General features: G+C 58.1%; 22 protein-coding genes. 11 read left to right on the top strand and 11 right to left on the bottom strand.

The genetic code is table 11. The features are described from left to right. Nucleotides 1-42: 42 nt before the first annotated feature. From RTX96_RS05715 to RTX96_RS05705, 3 genes are all read right to left on the bottom strand, one after another. Entirely contained in the window at nt 43-651 is a 609-nt protein-coding gene (locus tag RTX96_RS05715) for a glutathione S-transferase (protein WP_103820475.1), read from the bottom strand. A 90-nt stretch (nt 652-741) separates the two neighbouring features. Further along, entirely contained in the window at nt 742-1878 is a 1137-nt protein-coding gene (locus tag RTX96_RS05710; RefSeq protein ID WP_312670476.1) for an HlyD family secretion protein, read from the bottom strand. Nucleotides 1879-1881: 3 nt separating this feature from the next. After that, entirely contained in the window at nt 1882-2211 is a 330-nt protein-coding gene (locus tag RTX96_RS05705) for a DUF3302 domain-containing protein (RefSeq protein ID WP_312670475.1), read from the bottom strand. A gap of 433 nt (nt 2212-2644) precedes the next feature. Between RTX96_RS05705 and RTX96_RS05700 the strand changes: the two genes are divergently transcribed. From RTX96_RS05700 to trmL, 8 genes are all read left to right on the top strand, one after another. Continuing rightward, nucleotides 2645-4570, top strand: a complete 1926-nt coding sequence (locus RTX96_RS05700) for a PTS mannitol transporter subunit IICBA (RefSeq protein ID WP_312670473.1) — start codon at nt 2645-2647, stop codon at nt 4568-4570. A 94-nt stretch (nt 4571-4664) separates the two neighbouring features. Then, complete coding sequence (gene mtlD, locus RTX96_RS05695; RefSeq protein ID WP_312670471.1) at nt 4665-5813, top strand: mannitol-1-phosphate 5-dehydrogenase; 1149 nt, start codon at nt 4665-4667, stop codon at nt 5811-5813. Continuing rightward, nucleotides 5813-6403: a mannitol operon repressor MtlR gene (mtlR, locus tag RTX96_RS05690; protein WP_103820480.1), complete on the top strand. Its 591-nt coding sequence runs from the start codon at nt 5813-5815 to the stop codon at nt 6401-6403. The genes mtlD and mtlR overlap by 1 nt, the downstream gene beginning before the upstream one ends. A 58-nt stretch (nt 6404-6461) precedes the next feature. Further along, complete coding sequence (locus tag RTX96_RS05685; RefSeq protein WP_103820481.1) at nt 6462-6824, top strand: YibL family ribosome-associated protein; 363 nt, start codon at nt 6462-6464, stop codon at nt 6822-6824. Nucleotides 6825-7082: 258 nt separating this feature from the next. Next, entirely contained in the window at nt 7083-8738 is a 1656-nt protein-coding gene (lldP, locus tag RTX96_RS05680) for an L-lactate permease (RefSeq protein ID WP_312268392.1), read from the top strand. After that, the gene (gene lldR / locus RTX96_RS05675) at nt 8735-9508 is read left to right on the top strand and encodes a transcriptional regulator LldR (protein WP_103820483.1); all 774 of its coding nucleotides are present in this window, start codon (nt 8735-8737) and stop codon (nt 9506-9508) included. Before lldP ends, lldR begins: the two co-directional genes overlap by 4 nt. After that, complete coding sequence (gene lldD / locus RTX96_RS05670) at nt 9505-10689, top strand: FMN-dependent L-lactate dehydrogenase LldD (protein ID WP_103820484.1); 1185 nt, start codon at nt 9505-9507, stop codon at nt 10687-10689. Before lldR ends, lldD begins: the two co-directional genes overlap by 4 nt. 47 nt (nt 10690-10736) lie before the next feature. Continuing rightward, a complete protein-coding gene (gene trmL, locus RTX96_RS05665) occupies nt 10737-11210 on the top strand; it encodes a tRNA (uridine(34)/cytosine(34)/5-carboxymethylaminomethyluridine(34)-2'-O)-methyltransferase TrmL (RefSeq protein WP_103820485.1) in 474 nt (157 codons plus the stop codon). Nucleotides 11211-11260: 50 nt separating this feature from the next. Here the strand turns inward: trmL and cysE are convergent, their stop codons facing one another. From cysE to RTX96_RS05640, 5 genes are all read right to left on the bottom strand, one after another. Next, nucleotides 11261-12079, bottom strand: a complete 819-nt coding sequence (gene cysE / locus RTX96_RS05660; protein WP_042393296.1) for a serine O-acetyltransferase — start codon at nt 12077-12079, stop codon at nt 11261-11263. Nucleotides 12080-12149: 70 nt separating this feature from the next. Next, entirely contained in the window at nt 12150-13169 is a 1020-nt protein-coding gene (gene gpsA / locus RTX96_RS05655) for an NAD(P)H-dependent glycerol-3-phosphate dehydrogenase (RefSeq protein ID WP_103820486.1), read from the bottom strand. Beyond that, the gene (gene secB / locus RTX96_RS05650; protein ID WP_103820487.1) at nt 13169-13636 is read right to left on the bottom strand and encodes a protein-export chaperone SecB; all 468 of its coding nucleotides are present in this window, start codon (nt 13634-13636) and stop codon (nt 13169-13171) included. Before secB ends, gpsA begins: the two co-directional genes overlap by 1 nt. A gap of 32 nt (nt 13637-13668) precedes the next feature. Further along, entirely contained in the window at nt 13669-13920 is a 252-nt protein-coding gene (gene grxC, locus RTX96_RS05645; protein WP_103820488.1) for a glutaredoxin 3, read from the bottom strand. Between the two features lie 14 nt (nt 13921-13934). Next, nucleotides 13935-14366, bottom strand: a complete 432-nt coding sequence (locus RTX96_RS05640) for a rhodanese-like domain-containing protein (RefSeq protein WP_042393305.1) — start codon at nt 14364-14366, stop codon at nt 13935-13937. Between the two features lie 248 nt (nt 14367-14614). On the opposite strand from RTX96_RS05640, the gene gpmM reads away from it, so the two are divergent. Genes gpmM through RTX96_RS05625 form a run of 3 tightly spaced genes read left to right on the top strand, consistent with a single transcriptional unit; the run spans nt 14615 to nt 18385 of the window. Then, nucleotides 14615-16162, top strand: a complete 1548-nt coding sequence (gene gpmM, locus RTX96_RS05635; RefSeq protein ID WP_312670466.1) for a 2,3-bisphosphoglycerate-independent phosphoglycerate mutase — start codon at nt 14615-14617, stop codon at nt 16160-16162. A 9-nt stretch (nt 16163-16171) separates the two neighbouring features. Beyond that, nucleotides 16172-17440, top strand: coding sequence for a murein hydrolase activator EnvC (gene envC, locus RTX96_RS05630; RefSeq protein ID WP_312670463.1), 1269 nt, complete (start codon nt 16172-16174; stop codon nt 17438-17440). Between the two features lie 3 nt (nt 17441-17443). Continuing rightward, nucleotides 17444-18385: a divergent polysaccharide deacetylase family protein gene (locus RTX96_RS05625; protein ID WP_312670461.1), complete on the top strand. Its 942-nt coding sequence runs from the start codon at nt 17444-17446 to the stop codon at nt 18383-18385. Here the strand turns inward: RTX96_RS05625 and RTX96_RS05620 are convergent. From RTX96_RS05620 to kbl, 3 genes are all read right to left on the bottom strand, one after another. After that, complete coding sequence (locus tag RTX96_RS05620) at nt 18382-19416, bottom strand: glycosyltransferase (RefSeq protein ID WP_312670459.1); 1035 nt, start codon at nt 19414-19416, stop codon at nt 18382-18384. The two genes, RTX96_RS05625 and RTX96_RS05620, sit on opposite strands and share 4 nt — an antisense overlap. A gap of 128 nt (nt 19417-19544) precedes the next feature. Continuing rightward, the gene (gene tdh, locus RTX96_RS05615; protein ID WP_312268386.1) at nt 19545-20570 is read right to left on the bottom strand and encodes an L-threonine 3-dehydrogenase; all 1026 of its coding nucleotides are present in this window, start codon (nt 20568-20570) and stop codon (nt 19545-19547) included. Nucleotides 20571-20579: 9 nt separating this feature from the next. Next, complete coding sequence (kbl, locus tag RTX96_RS05610) at nt 20580-21776, bottom strand: glycine C-acetyltransferase (RefSeq protein ID WP_312670457.1); 1197 nt, start codon at nt 21774-21776, stop codon at nt 20580-20582. Nucleotides 21777-21937: the final 161 nt, after the last annotated feature.

Below are 21937 nucleotides of genomic sequence, written 5' to 3'. Positions count from 1 at the left end.
GGGATTGTACAGCGTACCGGCGCAGGCTGTCAGTATCGTGAGTTAGGACTTTGGCGGTTCGGTGCGGGCAAAGCTTTCTCGCTGGAACAGGGTCTCCACCAGTTTCACCAGCTGCGGCCTGTCCACGCACCAGCCGGGCGAGACGCGGCGGAAGTTGATATAGCCGATGGCGCAGGCCACGGCGATAGTGGCAACGTTAAGGCTATCCGGCTGAATATCGCCCTCGCTGACGTGCTTTTCCAGCATGTCCAGCGCCCGGCTAATTTTCTCCCGCTGGCGCAGCAGCTCGGTTTCCGACTGCTGGGCTGCCGGTCGAGCCTGCTCGCGCACCGAGACCAGCGCGGCGTCCATCACCCCATCGGCCAGGGCCTCTATCTGGCGCAGCTTCAGGGCGGCTTTCGGCTCCTTCGGCAGCATAGCGGGCGCAGCGTCCAACAGTTCCAGCCAGGCGGCAATTATTGGCGAGTCGTACCAGACCTCCCCCTCGTCGGTAACCAGCGCCGGGACTTTGCCTAGCGGGTTATAGTTCGCAACGCCGTTTTCGCCGTTGTAGGGGAACTCATTTACAAATTCAAAGGTGATCCCCTTTTCCAGCAGGATAACGGAGATTTTGCGTACGTAGGGGCTGGTGTAGCTGCCGATAAGTTTCATTATCTGATCCTGTCTACCCACAAAAAAGTAATTATGGATCAGCGATGAAAAAAAGGCAGGTGATGCCTGGCACATTCCTGCCTTTTGAGATTAATGGTCAAGGTAGAGGTAGTGCATCCAGCTGGTCATCCGCAGCAGCACTTTGCGCATCACTGAGACGTGGTGAAAGTGATCGGAATAGACCGCGACCTGGGCATAGATGCCGTCCGGCAGGGCGTCCACCTCGGCATTGGGTTCCAGCTCAATGGTGCCCAGCACGCCGTCGGTACCGGGCACCACCGTCAGCGACTGCAAGACGCCCTGCGCCTGATAGGAGCCGCCCGGCACCACGGGCAGGATAGTGGTTAGCTTGCCCTTAAACACCTGGCCAGGCAGGGCGTTGAACACCACCTCCGCTTCGTCGCCCGGCTCAAGGCGCAGCAGGGAGTTCTGGCGGAACTGGGCCACAATCTGCCGCTTCTGCTGGGGAATAAAGACCATCACCGGACGCAGAGGCAGCGCGGCGGCGTAGGTTCCCGGGCGGATCAGCACCTGAGTAACATAGCCATCGCTCGGGGCGCGGATCACCGTCTGCTCAAGGTTATATTTTGCCTCGGTCAGCTGCGCCCGCAGGCTAACGATCTGCGACTGTTCGCCGTTGACCATGCTGTCCAGCTGGCTCTGGATCTGCACCTGGTCAGCCACAGAGGTTTTTACCATCGCATCCTGGGCAAGGTAGTTCTGCCGCGCATTGTCGATATCGCTTTCAGAGAACGGATTCACCCTTGCCCGGCTGCCGCGCACGTAGCGCTGGTAGTCTTTATAGAGGCGGTCGCGTTCGGCCGAGACGCGCATAGTATTGGCCTGGGCGCCCGCCAGCTGCGCCTTGAGCACGTGGATATTATGGGTAGCCGTCACCAGGTCAGCGTTAAGCCTGTCGACCCTGGCCTGATACCGCACAGGATCGAGCTTAAAAAGCACGTCGCCCTTTTTAATCAGCTGGTTTGATTTATCCGTTACCTCACTGACGATACCGGTGACCTGCGGCGTAATCGGAATCGAGATCACTGCCTTCTGCGCTGTAAAGGTATAGGGGTGGTTGTAGTTCATGAGCAGGATCAGGGCGCTGACGAGAAATATGCCTCCCAGCGCCGCCGTGGAGAGCGTCCACTGATTCACCGGAATGCGGAATATTTTAAATATCGCCCAGGCAAGAGCGACATAGGTTAAGACGATCAGCAGATCCATATACTACTCCCCCGCTCGGGTTTGCATTCGCTTCAGCTCTCTTTCCAGCGCCTCGACGCGCTGGTGCAGCTGTAGCTCACTGCCGCCGCTAACGTGGGACTGCATCCCCCACCCGCGCTCCGGGCGGTAGAGCGTGGCCCAGATCCAGAGAAAGGGCCACAGCACGTGCAGGGTAAAGAGGCTCACCCAGCCTGCAATATGAATCGCATCGGCATGAGGATGGTTGCGGGCTTTGGCAATCCGGTAGGGAATGTCATGAATAATAATGATGCCGTAGAAGAGCACCAGGAAGACGAAAATCAGGATGCCGAGCGCAAAATAATTCAGGAACATAGTGTTGACCTCGAATTTACGCTGAGAAGATGTTGCTGACTTACAGTATTGCCGAGCCCCGTAATAAGAAGTTGCTGCCGCTCACGTTAAGAAAAGTCCAGGTGAAAATTTCTTGTGATCTAAATCACAAATGAATAACAAAGTAACGACATATAACTGTGATTAACATCACATTAACAGCTACCTGTCGTCTTTTTTTTAGCCGCTGTTCTTTTTTTACACCTATGATTTGTGATCTGAATCACACCTAAGTAGGGCGTGATCCCCATATTAGTGTGATATTCATCACACTATAGGGCGTCATCTGGACAGTTCCTCGATTCAGTGCCAGATTCGCCACACAGAACATGGGTTCGGCTACCTCTGCCGCCTCGTTAACAAAAAAAGTTGGGCTTCCGCCCTGCGCGACAGCAAACATAAGAAGGGGTGTTTTATGTCATCCGATATCAAGATCAGAGTGCAAAGCTTTGGTCGTTTTCTCAGCAACATGGTAATGCCCAACATTGGCGCATTTATCGCCTGGGGTATTATCACCGCGTTGTTTATTCCAACAGGGTGGTTGCCTAACGAAACGCTGGCAAAACTAGTCGGCCCAATGATTACCTATTTGCTGCCGCTGCTGATCGGTTACACCGGTGGTCGCCTGGTCGGTGGCGATCGCGGCGGCGTGGTCGGTGCCATCACTACGATGGGCGTTATCGTCGGTGCGGATATGCCGATGTTCCTCGGCGCAATGATTGCCGGTCCGCTGGGTGGCTGGGCGATTAAACGCTTTGACGTCTGGGTTGATGGCAAGATCAAGTCCGGCTTCGAAATGCTGGTGAACAACTTCTCCGCGGGCATCATCGGTATGATCCTCGCGATTCTGGCGTTCCTCGGCATTGGCCCGGCGGTAGAAGTGCTCTCTAAAGCCCTGGCCGCTGGCGTTAACTTCATGGTTGTCCATGACATGCTGCCGCTGGCCTCTATCTTTGTTGAACCGGCAAAAATCCTGTTCCTCAATAACGCCATCAACCACGGTATCTTCTCGCCGCTGGGTATCCAACAGTCCCATGACATCGGCAAGTCTATCTTCTTCCTGATTGAAGCAAACCCGGGTCCGGGGATGGGCGTCCTGCTGGCGTATATGTTCTTCGGTCGTGGCAGCGCGAAACAGTCTGCGGGCGGTGCAGCTATCATCCACTTCCTGGGCGGTATCCACGAAATCTACTTCCCGTATGTGCTGATGAATCCGCGCCTGCTGATTGCCGTTATCCTTGGCGGTATGACCGGCGTGTTTACCCTGAGCGTGCTGAACGGTGGCCTGGTCTCTCCGGCTTCTCCTGGCTCTATCCTCGCCGTGCTGGCGATGACGCCGAAAGGTGCCTACTTCGCTAACATTGCCGCTATCGTTGCTGCGATGGCTGTTTCTTTCGTGCTCTCCGCCATTCTGCTTAAAACCAGCAAGGTGAAAGAAGAGGACGATATCGAAGCGGCAACCCGTCGTATGCAGGATATGAAAGCGGAATCCAAAGGCACGACCACTGCCGCTGCTGGAACGCCGCTGGCGGCGGGTGCGGTCTCTAACGACCTGAGCCACGTGCGCAAAATCATTGTGGCCTGCGACGCCGGGATGGGTTCAAGCGCAATGGGTGCAGGCGTGCTGCGTAAGAAAGTGCAGGATGCTGGCCTGACCAACATCTCCGTCACCAACAGCGCGATCAACAACCTGCCGGCAGATGTAGACGTAGTCATTACCCACCGTGACCTGACCGAGCGTGCGATGCGCCAGGTTCCGCAGGCGCAGCACATTTCGCTGACTAACTTCCTTGACAGCGGCCTCTATACCAACCTTACCGAGCGTCTGGTTGCGGCCCAGCGTCATACGGACAACGAAGCGAAAGTGCGCACCAGCCTGCAGGACAGCATTGACGAGAGCAACAGCCATCTGTTCAAGCTGGGCGCGGAGAACATCTTCCTGGGCCGCACCGCGAGCCATAAAGAAGAGGCGATTCGCTTTGCCGGTGAGCAGCTGGTAAAAGGCGGCTACGTGCAGCCGGAGTATATCGACGCCATGCTGGAGCGTGAAAAACTGACCCCAACCTACCTGGGTGAGTCTATCGCGGTTCCGCACGGTACGGTTGAAGCGAAAGATCGCGTGCTGAAAACCGGCGTCGTGTTCTGCCAGTACCCGCAGGGCGTGCGCTTTGGCGAAGAGGAAGATGACATTGCCCGTCTGGTCATCGGTATCGCTGCACGTAATAATGAGCACATTCAGGTGATTACCAGCCTGACCAACGCCCTGGACGATGAGTCCATTATCGAGCGCCTGGCGCATACCGATAGCGTTGAAGAAGTGCTGGCGCTGCTGAACAAGTAAGCCCTCCTCCCCTCTCCCTTTGCGGAGAGGGTTTGGGTGAGGTCAGAGCCTCACCCCAGCCCTCTCGGGTAAAAACTTAATGAAGGTTAATACTATGAAAGCATTACATTTTGGCGCAGGTAATATCGGACGTGGCTTCATCGGCAAACTGCTGGCGGACGCTGGCATTACCCTGACGTTCGCCGATGTGAATCAGACGGTGCTCGACGCCCTGAATGCCCGTCATAGCTATCAGGTTCATGTAGTGGGTGAAAATGAGCAGGTTGATACCGTCTCCGGCGTCAACGCGGTAAGCAGCATCGGTGATGAGGTGGTCGATCTGATCGCCGACGTGGATCTGGTGACCACGGCGGTCGGCCCGGTTGTGCTGGAGCGCATCGCCCCGACCATTGCTAAAGGACTGGCGAAGCGTAAAGCCCAGGGCGTAGAGGCCCCGCTGAACATTATCGCCTGTGAGAACATGGTGCGCGGCACCATGCAGCTGAAGGGCCACGTTTTTGACATCCTGGCCGATGAAGACAAAGCGTGGGTTGAAGCGCACGTTGGCTTTGTCGACTCGGCCGTAGACCGCATCGTTCCACCGTCGGCCTCTGCCACCCACGATCCGCTGGAGGTCACCGTTGAGACCTTTAGCGAGTGGATTGTCGACAAGACCCAGTTCAAGGGCGCGCTGCCGAATATTCCAGGCATGGAACCGACAGATAATTTAATGGCGTTTGTAGAGCGTAAGCTCTTCACCCTGAACACCGGTCATGCTATAACCGCGTACCTTGGCCGCCAGGCGGGCCACCAGACCATTCGCGACGCTATTCTTGATGAGAAGATCCGTGCGGTGGTGAAGGGAGCGATGGAGGAGAGCGGCGCGGTGCTGATCAAGCGTTACCAGTTTGATGAAGCCAAGCACGCTGCCTATATCGAGAAGATCCTCGGCCGCTTTGAGAACCCGTACCTGAAGGATGACGTTGAGCGTGTAGGCCGTCAGCCGCTGCGTAAGCTGAGCATCGGCGACCGTCTAATTAAACCGCTGCTCGGCACCCTGGAGTACGGCCTGCCGCACGAGAACCTGGTCAAAGGGATCGCCGCTGCCATGCATTACCGCAGCGAGCAGGATCCGCAGGCGCTTGAGCTGGCCGCGCTGATTGACGAAAAAGGCCCGCAGGCTGCGCTGGCGCAGATCTCTGGCCTGGAAAGTACAAGCGACGTTGTCGCCGAAGCGGTTAACGTTTATAACGCTCAGGCATGATGCCCTACCCGGCGCGGGGTGAACCTCCGCGCCCGAATATAAGATTGTCGGATATGCAGGCAATAATGGAAGAAACCCAGGCCTTTGAAAACCGTGTGCTTGAGCGTCTGAATGCTGGCAAAACCGTCCGAAGTTTCCTCATCGCCGCCGTTGAGCTACTCACGGAAGCGGTGAATATTCTGGTACTTCAGGTGTTCCGCAAAGACGACTATGCGGTGAAATACGCCGTGGAGCCGCTGCTGGAGGGCGATGGCCCGCTGGGCGATCTCTCCGTGCGCTTAAAGCTGATCTACGGCCTCGGCGTGATCAGTCGTCACGAGTATGAGGACGCCGAGCTGCTGATGGCCCTGCGTGAAGAGCTGAACCACGACGGCAACGAGTATGGGTTTACCGATGACGAGATCCTCGGTCCCTTTGGCGAGCTGCACTGCGTCTCTGCCCTGCCCCCTCTGCCCCAGTTTGATACCAGCGACGCTAACCTCTACGCCATGCAGAGACAGCGTTACCAGCAGGTGGTACGCTCCACGATGGTCCTCTCCCTGACCGGGCTGATCTCTCGCATCAGCCTGAAAAAAGCCTTTCAGAAGTAACGTTGCGCACATTAGTGTATCCTTTGCAGTAATTCCCCTGTTTTTAGAGTCATCTGTTATGAAAGAAATCGAAAAGAACGAAATTAAACGCCTGAGCGATCGCCTTGATGCCATCCGCCACCAGCAGGCTGCCCTGTCGCTGGTTGAATCTGCCGACAAGTACGCCGAGCTGGAAAAAGAGAAAGAGACGCTGGAAGCGGAGATTACTCGCCTGCGCGAAGTACACGGCCAGAAGCTGAGCAAAGAGGCGCAGAAGCTGATGGATCTGCCGTACCGTCGGGCGATTACCAAAAAAGAGCAGGCCGACATGGGCAAGCTGAAGAAGAGCGTCCGTGGACTGGTGGTGGTGCACCCGATGACTGCGCTGGGCCGCGAGATGGGCCTGAAAGAGATGACCGGCTTCGCGAAGACCGAGTTCTGATTTTTTTGCCGGGTAGCGCCATGCCTGCCCGGCATATCCTCTAATTGGCCCTACCAATCCCTGAACCAACCGCCCTGCGCTTCACACTTCCACGATTTCCACTTACAAACTCATTGCTGAAACATAACATCTGGTTAACCATTTGTTGTCATAAACCCTACACAACCCAATTGGCTGGACCACTTTTACACTGACCGTGACGCAGAGATGAGCGCAGACTCACCGCCGATCGGCCTGAAGGGTCCCAGGAGAGACGCAATGAGCCTGTGGCAACAAAACTACGATCCGGCTGGTAACATCTGGCTGTCGAGCCTGATCGCATCCCTGCCCATCCTGTTCTTCTTCTTTGCGCTGATAAAGCTCAAGCTGAAGGGCTACCTTGCTGCAACGTACACCGTTGCTATCGCTCTGCTGGTAGCGCTCTTTTTCTATAAGATGCCGGTCGATCGCGCGATGGCGTCGGTGGTGTATGGCTTCTTCTACGGCCTGTGGCCAATTGCATGGATTATTATTGCCGCGGTGTTCGTCTACAAAATCTCGGTCAAGACCGGGCAGTTTGACATTATCCGCTCGTCCATCCTCTCTATTACGCCAGACCAGCGCCTGCAGATGCTGATCGTTGGCTTCTCCTTCGGCGCGTTTCTTGAAGGGGCGGCGGGCTTTGGCGCGCCGGTGGCGATCACTGCTGCACTGCTGGTGGGGCTGGGCTTTAACCCGCTCTATGCCGCCGGACTGTGTCTGATCGTCAATACCGCGCCGGTGGCCTTTGGCGCGATGGGGATCCCGATTCTGGTGGCCGGGCAGGTCACGGGACTGGACAGCTTCGCGATCGGCCAGATGGTGGGTCGTCAGCTGCCGTTTTTAACCATTATCGTGCTGTTCTGGATCATGGCGATTATGGACGGCTGGCGCGGCATTAAAGAGACCTGGCCAGCAGTCATGGTAGCGGGCGGCTCCTTCGCCATCGCCCAGTACCTGAGCTCTAACTTTATTGGTCCCGAACTACCAGATATCATCTCCTCGCTGGTGTCGCTGGTCTGCCTGACGCTGTTCCTGAAACGCTGGCAGCCGGTGCGCATCTTCCGCTTCGGCGATATGGGCGCGTCGCAGGTCGATGAGTCCCTGACGCGTACCCGCTATAGCGCCGGGCAGATTATCAAGGCGTGGTCGCCCTTCCTGTTCCTCACCGCGACGGTGACGCTGTGGAGCGTGCCGCCGTTCAAAGCGTTGTTTGCGCCGGGCGGGGCGCTGTACGACATGGTGATCAACATTTCGGTACCGTACCTGGATAAGCTGGTGGCCCGTATGCCGCCAGTGGTCAACGCGGCAACGCCCTATGCGGCGGTTTATAAATTCGACTGGTTCTCGGCGACCGGTACGGCGATCCTGTTTGCCGCCCTGCTCTCCATCGTCTGGCTGCGGATGAAGCCCGCGGCGGCGGTGCAGACCTTCGCCAGCACGCTGAAGGAGCTGGCCCTGCCTATCTACTCCATCGGCATGGTGCTGGCGTTCGCCTTTATCTCGAACTACTCCGGTCTCTCCTCGACGCTGGCGCTGGCGCTGGCCCATACCGGCAACGCCTTTACTTTCTTCTCGCCGTTCCTCGGCTGGCTGGGGGTGTTCCTTACCGGCTCCGATACATCGTCAAACGCCCTGTTCGCCGCCCTGCAGGCGACGGCCGCGCAGCAAATTGGCGTCTCGGACGTGCTGCTGGTTGCGGCCAATACCACCGGCGGCGTGACCGGGAAGATGATCTCTCCGCAGTCCATTGCCATTGCCTGCGCGGCGGTGGGGCTGGTGGGTAAAGAGTCGGATCTGTTCCGCTTTACCGTGAAGCACAGCCTGATTTTCACCTGCATGGTGGGGATTATTACCACCCTTCAGGCCTATGTCTTAACCTGGATGATCCCGTGATCGTCATGCCTAAACGCCTCTCCGATGAGATAGCCTCTCGCGTGCGGGCGCTGATAAAAGAGCAGCAGCTGGAGGCGGGCATGAAGCTGCCTGCCGAGCGCCAGCTGGCGGCGCAGCTTGGCGTGTCGCGCAACTCGCTGCGTGAAGCGCTGGCTACGCTGGTCAACGAAGGGGTACTGCTGAGCCGTCGCGGCGGCGGCACCTTTGTGCGCTGGCAGCACGACGACTGGTCTGAGCAAAATATTGTCCAGCCGCTGAAAACCCTGCTGGAGCACGATCCCGACTACAGCTTCGATATACTCGAAGCCCGCCACGCCATCGAGGCCAGCACCGCCTGGCACGCGGCGATGCGCGCCACCGATGCCGATAAAGAGAAGCTTCGTGCTTGCTACGAGGCTACCCAGAGCAAGGATCCGGACATCGCCTCGCAGGCGGACGTGCGTTTTCATCTGGCGATCGCCGAAGCCTCACATAATGTGGTGCTGTTGCAGACCATGCGCGGCTTCTTCGATCTGTTGCAGTCGTCGGTTAAGCAGAGTCGCCAGCGCATGTATCAGGTTCCGCCTGTGTTCGCCCAGCTTACCGAACAGCACCAGGCGGTGCTCGACGCTATCCTGGCCGGCAACGCCGAGGCCGCGCGCAAGGCGATGATGGCGCATCTGGGATTTGTCCATACCACTATCAAACAATTTGATGAAGATCAGGCCCGGCAGGCGCGCATCACCCGCCTGCCGGGCGATCCCGACCCTACCAGGGAGAACAACACATGATTATTTCTGCAGCCAGTGATTACCGCGCAGCGGCTCAGCGCATCCTGCCTCCTTTCCTGTTTCACTACATCGACGGCGGCGCGTACGCGGAATATACCCTGCGCCGCAACGTTGAGGATCTCGCCCAGGTTGCTCTGCGCCAGCGCGTGCTGAAGAACATGGCCGACCTGAGCCTGGAGACCACGCTGTTTAATGAAAAGCTCTCTATGCCGGTCGCTCTTGCACCGGTGGGACTCTGTGGAATGTACGCCCGCCGGGGCGAGGTGCAGGCCGCTGCCGCTGCCGATGCGAAAGGTATTCCGTTTACTCTCTCTACCGTCTCGGTCTGCCCGATTGAAGAGGTGGCCCCCACGCTGAAGCGCCCGATGTGGTTCCAGCTCTATGTTCTGCGCGATCGCGGCTTTATGCGCAACGCCCTGGAGCGAGCCAAAGCGGCGGGCTGCTCGACGCTGGTCTTTACCGTTGATATGCCGACGCCGGGGGCACGCTACCGCGATGCCCACTCCGGCATGAGCGGTGCCAACGCCGCCATGCGCCGCTACTGGCAGTCGGTAACCCATCCCCGCTGGGCCTGGGACGTGGGCCTGCACGGCCGTCCGCACGATCTGGGAAATATCTCCACCTATCTTGGCAAACCAACCGGGCTTGAAGATTACATTGGCTGGCTGGCGAACAACTTCGATCCCTCTATCTCGTGGAAGGACCTGGAGTGGATCCGCGAATTCTGGGACGGCCCGATGGTGATCAAAGGGATCCTTGATGCCGAAGATGCCCGCGACGCGGTGCGCTTTGGCGCGGACGGCATCGTGGTCTCGAACCACGGCGGCCGCCAGCTGGATGGGGTGCTCTCCTCGGCACGGGCGCTACCTGCGATTGCCGATGCGGTGAAGGGCGACATCACTATTCTGGCCGACAGCGGGATCCGTAACGGCCTCGACGTGGTGCGAATGATAGCCCTCGGGGCGGACAGCGTGCTGCTGGGCCGGGCCTACCTCTACGCGCTGGCGACCCACGGCCAGGCAGGGGTAGCGAACTTGCTGAACCTGATCGAGAAAGAGATGCGTGTGGCGATGACCCTGACCGGGGCGAAATCCATTAAGGAGATCACCCGCGACCTGCTGGTGCAGAACGTCGAGCACGAGTCGGTATTTGAACCGGTGAAGACCGGCGACGCGGCGTAATTTAAGCGTAATTCTGCTATGCTGCCCCGCGTTATTGAGGGGGCACCATGCTGAACATCGTCTTATTTGAACCGGAGATCCCGCCGAACACCGGGAATATCATTCGTCTTTGCGCCAATACCGGCTTCCGCCTGCATATTATCGAACCGATGGGTTTTACCTGGGACGATAAGCGCCTGCGCCGTGCGGGGCTGGATTACCATGAGTTCACCGCCGTGCAGCGTCACGCTGACTACGCGGCGTTTATGGCGGCGGAAAACCCGCAGCGCCTGTTTGCGCTCACCACCAAGGGCACGCCTGCGCACAGCGCGGTGAGCTATCAGGAGGGCGACTATCTGATGTTTGGTCCCGAGACCCGCGGCCTGCCCGCGACGATTCTGGATGCGCTGCCGCCTGAGCAGAAGATCCGCATCCCGATGATGCCGGACAGCCGCAGCATGAATCTGTCTAACGCGGTGTCGGTAGTGGTGTATGAGGCCTGGCGTCAGCTGGGGTACGCCGGAGCGGTGCTGCGCAGCTAAGGTTTCGCCGGGTGGCGCTACGCTTACCCGGCCTACATGACGTGCGCGGATTAAATTCCGTCGCCGTACTCGAACCCGTGATGGGCAGCGAAGTGCTGATCCATATCCATCGCGGGCTTGTCCGACTCTGGCTTACCAACAATGCGAGCCGGGACGCCTGCGGCGGTGGTATGGGGCGGAACAGGCTGCAGCACCACCGAGCCCGCGCCAATCTTCGCCCCGCGTCCGACTTCGATATTGCCGAGGATTTTTGCCCCCGCGCCAATCATCACCCCTTCACGAATTTTCGGGTGACGATCGCCGCTGGTTTTGCCGGTCCCGCCAAGAGTAACGGATTGCAGAATCGAGACGTCGTTTTCAATCACCGCCGTTTCACCGACGACGATGCCGGTTGCATGGTCAAGCATGATGCCGCGACCAATCCGCGCCGCCGGGTGAATATCGACCTGGAACGAGACCGAGACCTGGTTTTGCAGGAAGATGGCCAGCGCGCGGCGGCCCTCTGCCCACAGCCAGTGTCCGATGCGATAGGCCTGCAGGGCATGGAAACCTTTCAGGTAGAGCAGCGGCGTAGAGTATTTATCTACCGCCGGGTCACGGGTACGCACGGCTTGAATATCGCAGGCGGCGGAGGCGATCATCTCCGGATCGGCGGCGTAGGCCTCTTCGACCACTTCGCGAATAGCGATGGCGGGCATAATGGGCGACGCCAGCTTGTTGGCCAGCATATAGCTCAGCGCGCTGCCAAGATTTTCATGCTTAAGTAACGTCGCGTGATAGAAACTGGCCAGCATCGGCTCACAGTCCGCCAGCGCCCGGGCTTCGGCTTTAATATTATTCCAGACCAGATCCAGCTCTTCACACGGCATTGCATACTCCAGACGTAATAAAAGAGACCGGCCAATCTACGTTGGCCGTGTCCATTTAGATGATTTGAAATTACTGACTGCTACGCTCGTCCTTGCGCGTGCGCCCTAACAGAGTTAATGCTGCCTCGCGCGCGTTTTTACCGCAATACAATACTTGAAATATCTCCTCGGTAATTGGCATTTCGACACCAAAGCGGTGTGCCAACTCGCGGACCTCTTTCGTATTGCGGTAGCCTTCTACCACCTGGCCAATCTGCGTCTGGGCCTGCTGCACGTCCATGCCCTGGCCGAGCATCATGCCAAAGCGGCGGTTACGGGATTGGTTATCGGTACAGGTCAGTACCAGATCGCCTAAACCTGCCATCCCCATAAAGGTTTCGGGTGCCGCACCCAGCGCAGCGCCGAGGCGTGACATCTCCGCCAGCCCGCGGGTAATCAGCGCGGTACGGGCGTTGGCACCAAAGCCGATGCCGTCTGACATGCCCGCACCAATGGCGATGACGTTTTTCACCGCGCCGCCGAGCTGCACGCCGATAAAGTCCGGGTTGCTGTAGACGCGGAAGCTTTTGCCGCAGTGCAGCAGCTGCTGGAGATCTTCAGCAAAGGCGCTATCCGTTGAGGCCAGCGAGATGGCCGTTGGCAGGCCCGCCGCCAGCTCTTTCGCAAAGGTTGGCCCGGAGATCACCGCCAGTGGAATGGTATCGCCCAGCGCTTCACGCGCCACGTCCTGCAGCAGGCGGCCCGTCTCGGCTTCCAGCCCTTTGGTGGCCCAGACGATACGCGCATCGTCGCGCATTAGCGGCTTGATCTGACGCAGCACGTCACCAAACACGTGGCTTGGCACCACCACCAGAATATTGCGGCTGGCCTGCAGAGCGGTCGCTAAGTCGCTCTCAAGATGCAGCGTGTCGGGGAAAGGCACATCGGGAAGGAACGCGGCATTGCAGCGATCGTGCTGCAGGGTCGCGATATGTTTTGGATCGTGCCCCCAGAGAATAACCTGGTGGCCATTTCTTGCCAGGGTGATGGCAAGAGCGGTGCCGTAAGAGCCGGCACCGATCACAGTCATATGAGCATTAGGTGTACTCATCAGGCATCCTGATGTTCTTCAGTACCTTCACCAGCCTGCTGCTGCAAATAGTTCATGAACAGCGCATCAAAGTTGACCGGCGCAAGGTTCAGCTGCGGGAAGGTACCGCGAGAAACCAGGCTGGTGATGCATTCGCGGGCGTACGGGAACAGAATGTTCGGGCAGTACGCGCCCAGGCAGTGCGCCATCTGGTTGCCTTCGATACCACCAACGGAGAAGATACCTGCCTGCTGCACTTCGCACAGGAACGCGGTCTCTTCGCCCAGGCTTGCGGTAACGGTCACGCGCAAGACCACTTCGTATACATCATCAGCCAGCTGGCTGGACGCGGTATCCAGATCCAGTTTCACTTCTGGCTGCCAGTCTTTCTGGAATACATGAGGCGCATTTGGCGCTTCAAAAGAGACATCCTTGGTGTAGATACGCTGGATCTGGAACGTCATTTCGGTGTTATTTTGTTCTGACATGAGAAAAGCCCTTAGTAATATACTCAAACGCCTTAGCGCAACAGGGGATCGAGTCCACCACGCGCATCCAGCGCATACAAGTCGTCACAGCCGCCAATGTGCTGTGCATCAATAAAAATCTGCGGCACGGTCGTACGGCCACTACGTTGAATCATCTCTTCACGCTTCACGGCATCGCCGTCAATCGGCAGCTCCGCGTAGGTCACGCCTTTGCTGCTCAGCAACGCCTTTGCACGATGGCAAAACGGGCAGGTTGCTTTGGTATAGATTTCAATGTTGGCCATAACGCTTCTCCAGATTATTTACCGCGAACCAGCGGTAGGTTTTCGCCGCTCCAGCCTGCAACGCCGTCCTTCAGCACATAAACCTGTGTGAAGCCCGCGTTGACCAGCGCGCTGGCAGGCTCCTGCGCCTGCATGCCAGAACCATCTACAACAATAATGGGTTTGCTTTTGTGTTTATCAAGCTCACCTACATTATTGGCTTTAATTTCGGCTGGCAGCAAATTCACCGCGCCGGCGATATGCCCTTTGCGGAAATCATCACGCTGACGCAGATCGACAACCACGGCCTCTTCTTTGTTAATCAGACGCGTCGCTTCACCACGGGTGATCACTTTCACTTTGGATGTAAGGCCTTTGAAGGTGGTGAACAGCACCGCCCCCAGTAACACAACCCACGCGATACAGAGGATGGGGTGACGGCTAACAAATTGCATAATTTCTTGCATGGGGGGTAACAGCTCCCGACTCAGTGAATAAAAAAACCAGGATGGGAGTATACCTGTGCAGTGTGGCAAATACAGCCAGCGAGCAACAAGGAATGCATTTTCTGCGTACCGGCACGAAAAAAAGCGCTATAAGCCGCCCCAATCGGCACTTTCCCGGTGCTTTTCTTTGATCTTCTGCGGCTATTTAATCGATTCAGTCGTAGTAAAATCAGGCAAATTTTTGTCTTATGAGCTTGAGGGTTGTCGCAATGTCGGTTACTAAAAAACCTATGGTACTGGTGATTCTGGATGGCTACGGCTACCGCGAAGATCAGCAGGATAACGCTATTTTTAACGCCAAAACGCCGGTGATGGACGCCCTGTGGGCGAAACGTCCGCACACGCTGGTGGACGCATCCGGCCTCGAAGTGGGCCTGCCGGACCGCCAGATGGGTAACTCAGAAGTGGGCCATGTCAACCTGGGCGCGGGCCGCATTGTTTATCAGGATCTCACTCGCCTGGACGTCGAGATTAAAGCGCGCACCTTCTTCAGCAACCCGGCGCTGGCGGGCGCAGTGGACAACGCCGTGGCACAGGGCAAAGCAGTGCACATTATGGGCCTGCTCTCCGCCGGCGGCGTGCACAGCCATGAAGATCATATTCTGGCGATGGTTGAGTTGGCCGCGGCACGTGGCGCAGAGAAGATCTACCTGCACGCGTTCCTCGATGGCCGTGATACCCCGCCGCGCAGCGCAGAGTCCTCCCTCAAACGCGTTGAAGAGAAGTTTGCCGAGCTGGGTAAAGGCCGCGTCGCCACGCTCATTGGCCGCTACTACGCTATGGACCGCGATAACCGCTGGGATCGCGTTGAGCAGGCCTACGATCTGATGACCCAGGCGAAGGGCGAATACCAGGCCGACACCGCCGTGGCGGCTCTTCAGGCCGCCTACGCGCGTGACGAGAACGACGAATTTGTGAAGGCGACGGTGATCCGCGCTGAAGGCCAGGCCGACTCTGCCATGCAGGATGGCGACGCGCTGATCTTCATGAACTTCCGTGCCGACCGCGCCCGTGAGATCACCCGCGCCTTCGTCAACGCCGACTTTGACGGCTTTGCCCGTAAAAAAGCGGTCAAGCTGGGCGAGTTCGTGATGCTGACTCAATACGCTGCTGACATCAACGCGTCCTGCGCCTACCCGCCCGCCTCGCTGGCCAACACCTTCGGCGAGTGGATGGCGAAGAACGACAAAACCCAGCTGCGCATCTCTGAAACGGAAAAGTACGCGCACGTCACCTTCTTCTTCAACGGCGGTGTAGAAGAGCCGTTCAACGGGGAAGATCGTATCCTGATCAACTCGCCGAAAGTGGCAACCTACGACCTGCAGCCGGAGATGAGCTCTGCAGAATTAACTGAAAAATTGGTCGCTGCCATCAAGGGCGGTAAGTACGACACCATCATCTGCAACTATCCGAACGGTGATATGGTCGGCCATACCGGCGTGTTTGAGGCTGCCGTTGCCGCCGTCGAAACGCTGGACAAATGCATTGCTCAGGTTGCCGATGCGGTAGAGTCTGCAGGCGGCCAGCTGTTGATTACCGCGGATCACGGCAATGCCGAGCAGATGCGCGACCCGGCCACCGGCCAGGCCCATACCGCTCACACCAACCTACCGGTTCCGCTGATCTACGTTGGTGGTAAATCGGTTAAAGCAGTCAGCGGCGGTAAACTTTCGGACATCGCACCGACCATGCTGAGCCTGATGGGCATGGAAATCCCGCAAGAGATGACTGGCAAGCCGCTGTTCATCGTGGAATAATCGCTCCCCATGAGGGGAAAGGCGATTTTTTCAATCACATGGGCCGGCACTGTCCGGCCACTGTTCTGTGCCAGCGCACTTAGCGCTGGCGTTTTGCTATGCGCTTTTCCCGCCCACGCGGACGATCGCGACCAGCTAAAATCGATTCAGGCCGATATCGCCAGCAAAGAGCGGGCGGTACGCCAGCAGCAGCAGCAGCGCGCTACGCTTCTGGCGCAGCTTAAAGAGCAAGAGGAGGCGATCTCCGCCGCCGCCCGTAAACTGCGTGAAACCCAAAGCACCCTCAACGAACTCAACAAGCAGATTGACGCCATGAATGCGTCAATTGCCAGGCTTGAGCAGCAGAAAGCCAGTCAGGAGCGCAACCTGGCGGCCCAGCTCGACGCCGCATTTCGCCAGGGCGAGCACTCTGGCGTCCAGTATATTTTTAACAGCGAAGAGAGCGCCCGCGGCGAGCGCATGCAGGCCTATTACGGCTACCTGAACCAGGCACGTCAGGAGACCATCGCCCAGCTTAAGCAGACTCGTGAAGAGGTCGCTGTGCAACGGGCTGAACTGGAAGAGAAGCAGAGCCAGCAGCAGACGCTCCTCTATGACCAGCAGGCCCAGCAGGCGAAGCTGGAGCAGGCGCGTAACGAACGTAAAAAGACCCTCACCAGTCTGGAAAGCTCTATTCAGGCAGGCCAGCAGCAGCTGAGCGAAATGCGTGCCAACGAATCTCGTCTGCGCAACAGCATTGCCCGGGCGGAAGCCGCTGCGAAGGCGCGGGCGGAGCGCGAGGCCCGCGAGGCCGATGCCGTTCGCGATCGCCAGCAGGAGGCGTCACGTAAGGGCACCACCTATAAGCCCACCGAGAGCGAGCGTTCGCTGATGTCACGCACCGGCGGTTTAGGCTCGCCGCGTGGACAGGCCTACTGGCCAGTACGCGGTACTATCCTGCATCGCTATGGCGAGCAGCTGCAGGGCGAGCTACGGTGGAAAGGGATTGTTATCGGCGCCTCCGAAGGCAGCGAGGTGAAAGCCATTGCTGATGGACGGGTGATCCTCGCCGACTGGCTACAGGGCTACGGTCTGGTCGTCGTTATTGAGCACGGGAAAGGCGATATGAGCCTTTATGGCTATAATCAGAGTGCACTGGTCAGCGTCGGAACACAGGTTCGCGCGGGCCAGCCGATTGCCCTCGTGGGCAGCAGTGGCGGTCAGGGCCGTCCGTCACTCTATTTTGAAATTCGTCGTCAGGGTCAGGCGGTTAATCCACAACCGTGGTTGGGAAGATAAGTTTTGCTTCAGTTTCGTCGTCTGTTTCTCGCGATTATGACGCTTCTGCCGTTTATTGTTCCGGCGCACGCCGGCAAGCTCTCCATTGTTATTGATGATTTCGGCTATCGCCCGCATACGGAAAACCAGGTGCTGGCGATGCCCGCCGCGGTTTCCGTTGCTGTGCTGCCCAACGCGCCTCACGCCCATGAGATGGCGACCAAAGCGCATAACAGCGGCCACGAGGTCCTGATCCATCTGCCGATGGCCCCGCTGAGCAAGCAGCCGCTGGAAAAAGATACCCTTCGCCCGGAGATGAGCAGCGCCGAGATCGAACGCATCATTCGTGACGCCTATGGCAAAGTGCCCTATGCCGTGGGCCTGAATAACCACATGGGCAGCGCCATGACCTCAAGCCTGTTTGGCATGCAGAAGGTGATGCAGGCTCTGGAGCGCTATAACCTCTACTTCCTCGATAGCATGACCATCGGCAACAGTCAGGCGATGCGCGCCGCCGCCGGGACGGGCGTGAAAGTGATCAAGCGTCGGGTATTTCTCGACGATACGCAGAACGAAGGGGATATCCGCCGCCAGTTCAACCGGGCGGTAGATCTGGCCCGTCGCAACGGCTCGGCGATTGCCATCGGCCATCCTCACCCGTCTACCGTGCGCGTGTTGCAGCAGATGCTCTACAGCCTGCCGAGTGATATCACCCTGGTACGCCCGAGCAGCCTGCTTAACGAACCGCAGATTGATACCTCAAGACCGAACCTGACGCCGCCTGGCGGCAACGGCCAACCCGCCGCGCCGCGCAATCCGTTCCACGGCGTGAAGCTGTGTAAACCGAAGCAGCCTCTGCAACCGGTCTACGCCAGCCATTTCTTTACCGTGCTGGCTGAGAGCATTAGCCAGAGCTCGGTCACGGCCTGGTTCCAGCAGCAGTGGCAGGGTTGGGGTCAACGCTAACCGAGATTTAAGGCTCTGCGGGCGATACGGTGGTGCGACAGCGTTTTATCGCGCCACTTGTAGAGCCGCAGCGACCAGAGCAGCGCCTGGTAGGCCATCTTGACGCTACGCACGTTGGTCAGCATCCGGCGGTACATCCCCGAAGTGAATACCTCGGCGATCATGCGTTGCTGAGTGAGGGTATCCGGCTCTTTACGCAGGGCATGGAACACGCGCAGCGCCTCGTAGGTAATCTGCTGGCGGAACTCAGGATAGATAGGGATACGACCCGCATAGTCGCTGTTCAGCTTCTCCAGCAGGCGGGTGATCTTGATGTAGTGCCGCTGATAGGCAAGGTTCTTCTCTCCCTGCCGTTTCATATGGCTGACGGAGTTATCGTGCTGATAATACCGGTACAGCGACTCTTCGGTGTACCTGACGCGCCGGGTATTAAACATAAACTCGGTGCTCCAGATAATATCCTGATGATGCAGGCCCGGTACGAAGCGGATCCGGTGCTGTTTGATCAGCTCGTGGCGATAGACCCCCATCCACAGCACGTGCGTCCAGCGGCGTGACTTCAGCCCCATCCGCAGCCAGTCCGGCCCGGTGAGTACGCCCGTCGAGCGCAGGCGGCTGGTAGGGATGGATTGCCATACCTTACCCGTGGCGCGCGAACTCCAGTCGGCGTTGCACTGGGCTACATCCAGGTCGTCCTCCATTGCCATCGCCATCAGTTTTTCGTACATGGTGGGATAGACTTCATCGTCGGCGTCGACAAAAGCAATGTAGTCTCCGGTTGCTATGTCCAGCGCCCGGTTGCGGGCGACGGAGACACCGGAGTTTGCCTGATGCAGCAGGCGAATGTGGGGGTACGCTTCAGCGTAAAATTTGGCGATCTCCACGGAGTTATCCGTCGAGCCATCGTTAACAATGATGATCTCCAGATCGGTCCATGTCTGGGCGATCAACGACTCCATGCAGGCTTTAAAATCGTTCCCGGCGTTGTACAGCGGGATGATGACGCTCAGCTTTTTTGTAGGGGTTGTCATGGGATAATCAATCCATCTCTTAGAGTATCCCTCCCTTTTACCAGCCGATTATTAAGATAAGGTTAAAAGCTGCACAATTAAGAGAAGCCAGGCTTTTTGGGCCTGGCTTCTGTGAATGCTGGCGAGGATCAGTTCCAGCTCAGGATCACTTTCCCGGACTGGCCAGAGCGCATGGCGTCAAAGCCCTGCTGGAACTCATCGATGCTGAAGCGGTGGGTAATGATCGGCGTGAGGTCCAGTCCGGACTGGATCAGCGCCGCCATTTTATACCAGGTTTCAAACATCTCACGACCATAGATACCCTTGATAAACAGGCCCTTGAAGATGACCTTGTTCCAGTCGATAGACATCTCCGACGGCGGAATACCCAGCAGCGCAATGCGGCCGCCGTGGTTCATGGTATCGAGCATCGTGCGGAACGCCGGCGGTGCGCCGGACATCTCAAGACCCACGTCAAACCCTTCGGTCATGCCCAGCTCGGCCATCACCTCATCCAGGCTCTCGGTGGCGACGTTAACCGCCCGGGTTACGCCCATTTTGCGCGCCAGATCCAGGCGGTATTCGTTGACGTCGGTGATCACCACGTGGCGTGCGCCAACATGCTTCGCCACCGCCGCCGCCATGATGCCGATAGGCCCCGCACCGGAAACCAGCACGTCTTCACCCACCAGATCGAAAGAGAGCGCGGTATGCACAGCGTTGCCAAACGGATCGAAGATTGAAGCCAGCTCGTCAGAGATGTTGTCCGGAATTTTAAAGGCGTTGAAGGCCGGAATAACCAGATACTCGGCAAAGGAGCCGGGGCGGTTAACGCCGACGCCGACGGTGTTACGGCAGAGGTGGGTGCGGCCACCGCGGCAGTTACGGCAGTGCCCGCAGGTAATGTGGCCTTCACCGGAGACGCGATCGCCGATTTTAAAGCCTTTGACCTCCTGGCCAATCCCGACCACTTCGCCAACGTACTCATGACCTACCACCATCGGTACCGGAATGGTTTTTTGTGACCACTCGTCCCAGTTATAGATGTGCACGTCCGTACCGCAGATCGCGCTTTTGCGGATCTTGATCAGCAGATCGTTATGGCCCACCTCTGGCTCTGGCACATCGGTCATCCAGATCCCTTCCTGTGGTTTCAGCTTGGATAACGCTTTCATCTCTTGTCCTCAGGCAATCACGCCAAGTTGTTTACCAATGCGGGTGAAGGCCTCCACCGCACGTTCAATCTGTTCAGGTGAGTGGGCCGCCGACATCTGGGTGCGAATGCGCGCCTGGCCTTTCGGCACCACCGGGAAGAAGAAACCGGTCACGTAGATCCCCTCTTTTTGCAGCTCGCGGGCAAAGTTCTGCGCCACGACTGCATCGCCCAGCATCACCGGAATAATGGCATGATCGGCGCCGGCCAGGGTAAAGCCCGCGGCGCTCATTTTTTCGCGGAACAGGCTGGCGTTAGCCCACAGCTTTTCCCGTAGCGCCGCGCCGGACTCCAGCATCTCCAGCACCTTGATGGAGGCGCTGACGATCGCCGGGGCCAGCGAGTTGGAGAAGAGATAGGGGCGCGAGCGCTGGCGCAGCCACTCCACCACCTCTTTACGGGCCGCCGTATAGCCGCCGGATGCGCCACCGAGCGCCTTGCCCAGCGTGCCGGTGATGATATCCACCCGGCCCATCACCTCGCAGTATTCGTGGGTGCCGCGCCCGTTGGCGCCAACAAAGCCCACCGCGTGGGAGTCGTCGACCATCACCAGCGCCTCATACTTATCCGCCAGGTCGCAGACGCCCTTCAGGTTGGCGATGACGCCATCCATAGAGAAGACGCCGTCGGTGGCAATGAGTACCTGACGTGCGCCCGCGTCGCGCGCCTCCTGCAGACGTGCCTCCAGCTCCTGCATATCGTTATTGGCGTAGCGATAGCGTTTGGCTTTGCAGAGGCGGACCCCGTCGATGATGGAGGCGTGGTTCAGGGCGTCGGAAATAATGGCGTCCTCCGCGCCCAGCAGCGTTTCGAACAGGCCGCCGTTGGCGTCGAAGCAGGAGGAGTAGAGAATGGCGTCCTCCATGCCGAGGAACCCAGCCAGCTTCTGCTCAAGGACTTTATGCGTGTCCTGGGTGCCGCAGATGAAACGCACAGAAGCCATGCCGAAGCCGTGGCTGTCCATTCCGGCCTTCGCCGCGCTGATGAGATCCGGATGGTTCGCCAGACCGAGGTAGTTGTTGGCGCAGAAGTTGATCACCTGGCTGCCGTCGGCAACGGTGATATCGGCCTGCTGGGCCGAGGTGATAATGCGTTCTTCTTTAAACAACCCTTCCGCCCGGGCGGTTTCAAGGTCGCTGTTCAACCGTTGGTAAAAATCCCCACGCATTGCAATTCTCCAGACTGGGCAAATTTCAGCACATCTTACCGAAAGCATTACGCTGATACGAGATGATGCCGCACCGGTTATCGTTTTTGCAGCACAAATCACGTACGGGTGGTTGGGATCGCGGCGAAGGGCTGAAGGGTCGGCAATGTGATGGTATGATA

Source organism: Pseudescherichia sp. (genome assembly GCF_032052675.1).
In the GTDB taxonomy this organism is placed as follows: Bacteria; Pseudomonadota; Gammaproteobacteria; order Enterobacterales; family Enterobacteriaceae; genus Pseudescherichia.
The sequence above is the reverse complement of the archived record's forward strand: the minus strand, read 5'-3'. Positions and strand labels throughout refer to the sequence as shown.

Coding starts and splice junctions, on each gene's coding strand:
- RTX96_RS05715 (WP_103820475.1), bottom strand. CDS start 651: ATGAAACTTATCGGCAGCTACACCAGCCCCTACGTACGCAAAATCTCC.
- RTX96_RS05710 (WP_312670476.1), bottom strand. CDS start 1,878: ATGGATCTGCTGATCGTCTTAACCTATGTCGCTCTTGCCTGGGCGATA.
- RTX96_RS05705 (WP_312670475.1), bottom strand. CDS start 2,211: ATGTTCCTGAATTATTTTGCGCTCGGCATCCTGATTTTCGTCTTCCTG.
- RTX96_RS05700 (WP_312670473.1), top strand. CDS start 2,645: ATGTCATCCGATATCAAGATCAGAGTGCAAAGCTTTGGTCGTTTTCTC.
- mtlD (WP_312670471.1), top strand. CDS start 4,665: ATGAAAGCATTACATTTTGGCGCAGGTAATATCGGACGTGGCTTCATC.
- mtlR (WP_103820480.1), top strand. CDS start 5,813: ATGCCCTACCCGGCGCGGGGTGAACCTCCGCGCCCGAATATAAGATTG.
- RTX96_RS05685 (WP_103820481.1), top strand. CDS start 6,462: ATGAAAGAAATCGAAAAGAACGAAATTAAACGCCTGAGCGATCGCCTT.
- lldP (WP_312268392.1), top strand. CDS start 7,083: ATGAGCCTGTGGCAACAAAACTACGATCCGGCTGGTAACATCTGGCTG.
- lldD (WP_103820484.1), top strand. CDS start 9,505: ATGATTATTTCTGCAGCCAGTGATTACCGCGCAGCGGCTCAGCGCATC.
- trmL (WP_103820485.1), top strand. CDS start 10,737: ATGCTGAACATCGTCTTATTTGAACCGGAGATCCCGCCGAACACCGGG.
- cysE (WP_042393296.1), bottom strand. CDS start 12,079: ATGCCGTGTGAAGAGCTGGATCTGGTCTGGAATAATATTAAAGCCGAA.
- gpsA (WP_103820486.1), bottom strand. CDS start 13,169: ATGAGTACACCTAATGCTCATATGACTGTGATCGGTGCCGGCTCTTAC.
- secB (WP_103820487.1), bottom strand. CDS start 13,636: ATGTCAGAACAAAATAACACCGAAATGACGTTCCAGATCCAGCGTATC.
- grxC (WP_103820488.1), bottom strand. CDS start 13,920: ATGGCCAACATTGAAATCTATACCAAAGCAACCTGCCCGTTTTGCCAT.
- RTX96_RS05640 (WP_042393305.1), bottom strand. CDS start 14,366: ATGCAAGAAATTATGCAATTTGTTAGCCGTCACCCCATCCTCTGTATC.
- gpmM (WP_312670466.1), top strand. CDS start 14,615: ATGTCGGTTACTAAAAAACCTATGGTACTGGTGATTCTGGATGGCTAC.
- envC (WP_312670463.1), top strand. CDS start 16,172: ATGAGGGGAAAGGCGATTTTTTCAATCACATGGGCCGGCACTGTCCGG.
- RTX96_RS05620 (WP_312670459.1), bottom strand. CDS start 19,416: ATGACAACCCCTACAAAAAAGCTGAGCGTCATCATCCCGCTGTACAAC.
- tdh (WP_312268386.1), bottom strand. CDS start 20,570: ATGAAAGCGTTATCCAAGCTGAAACCACAGGAAGGGATCTGGATGACC.
- kbl (WP_312670457.1), bottom strand. CDS start 21,776: ATGCGTGGGGATTTTTACCAACGGTTGAACAGCGACCTTGAAACCGCC.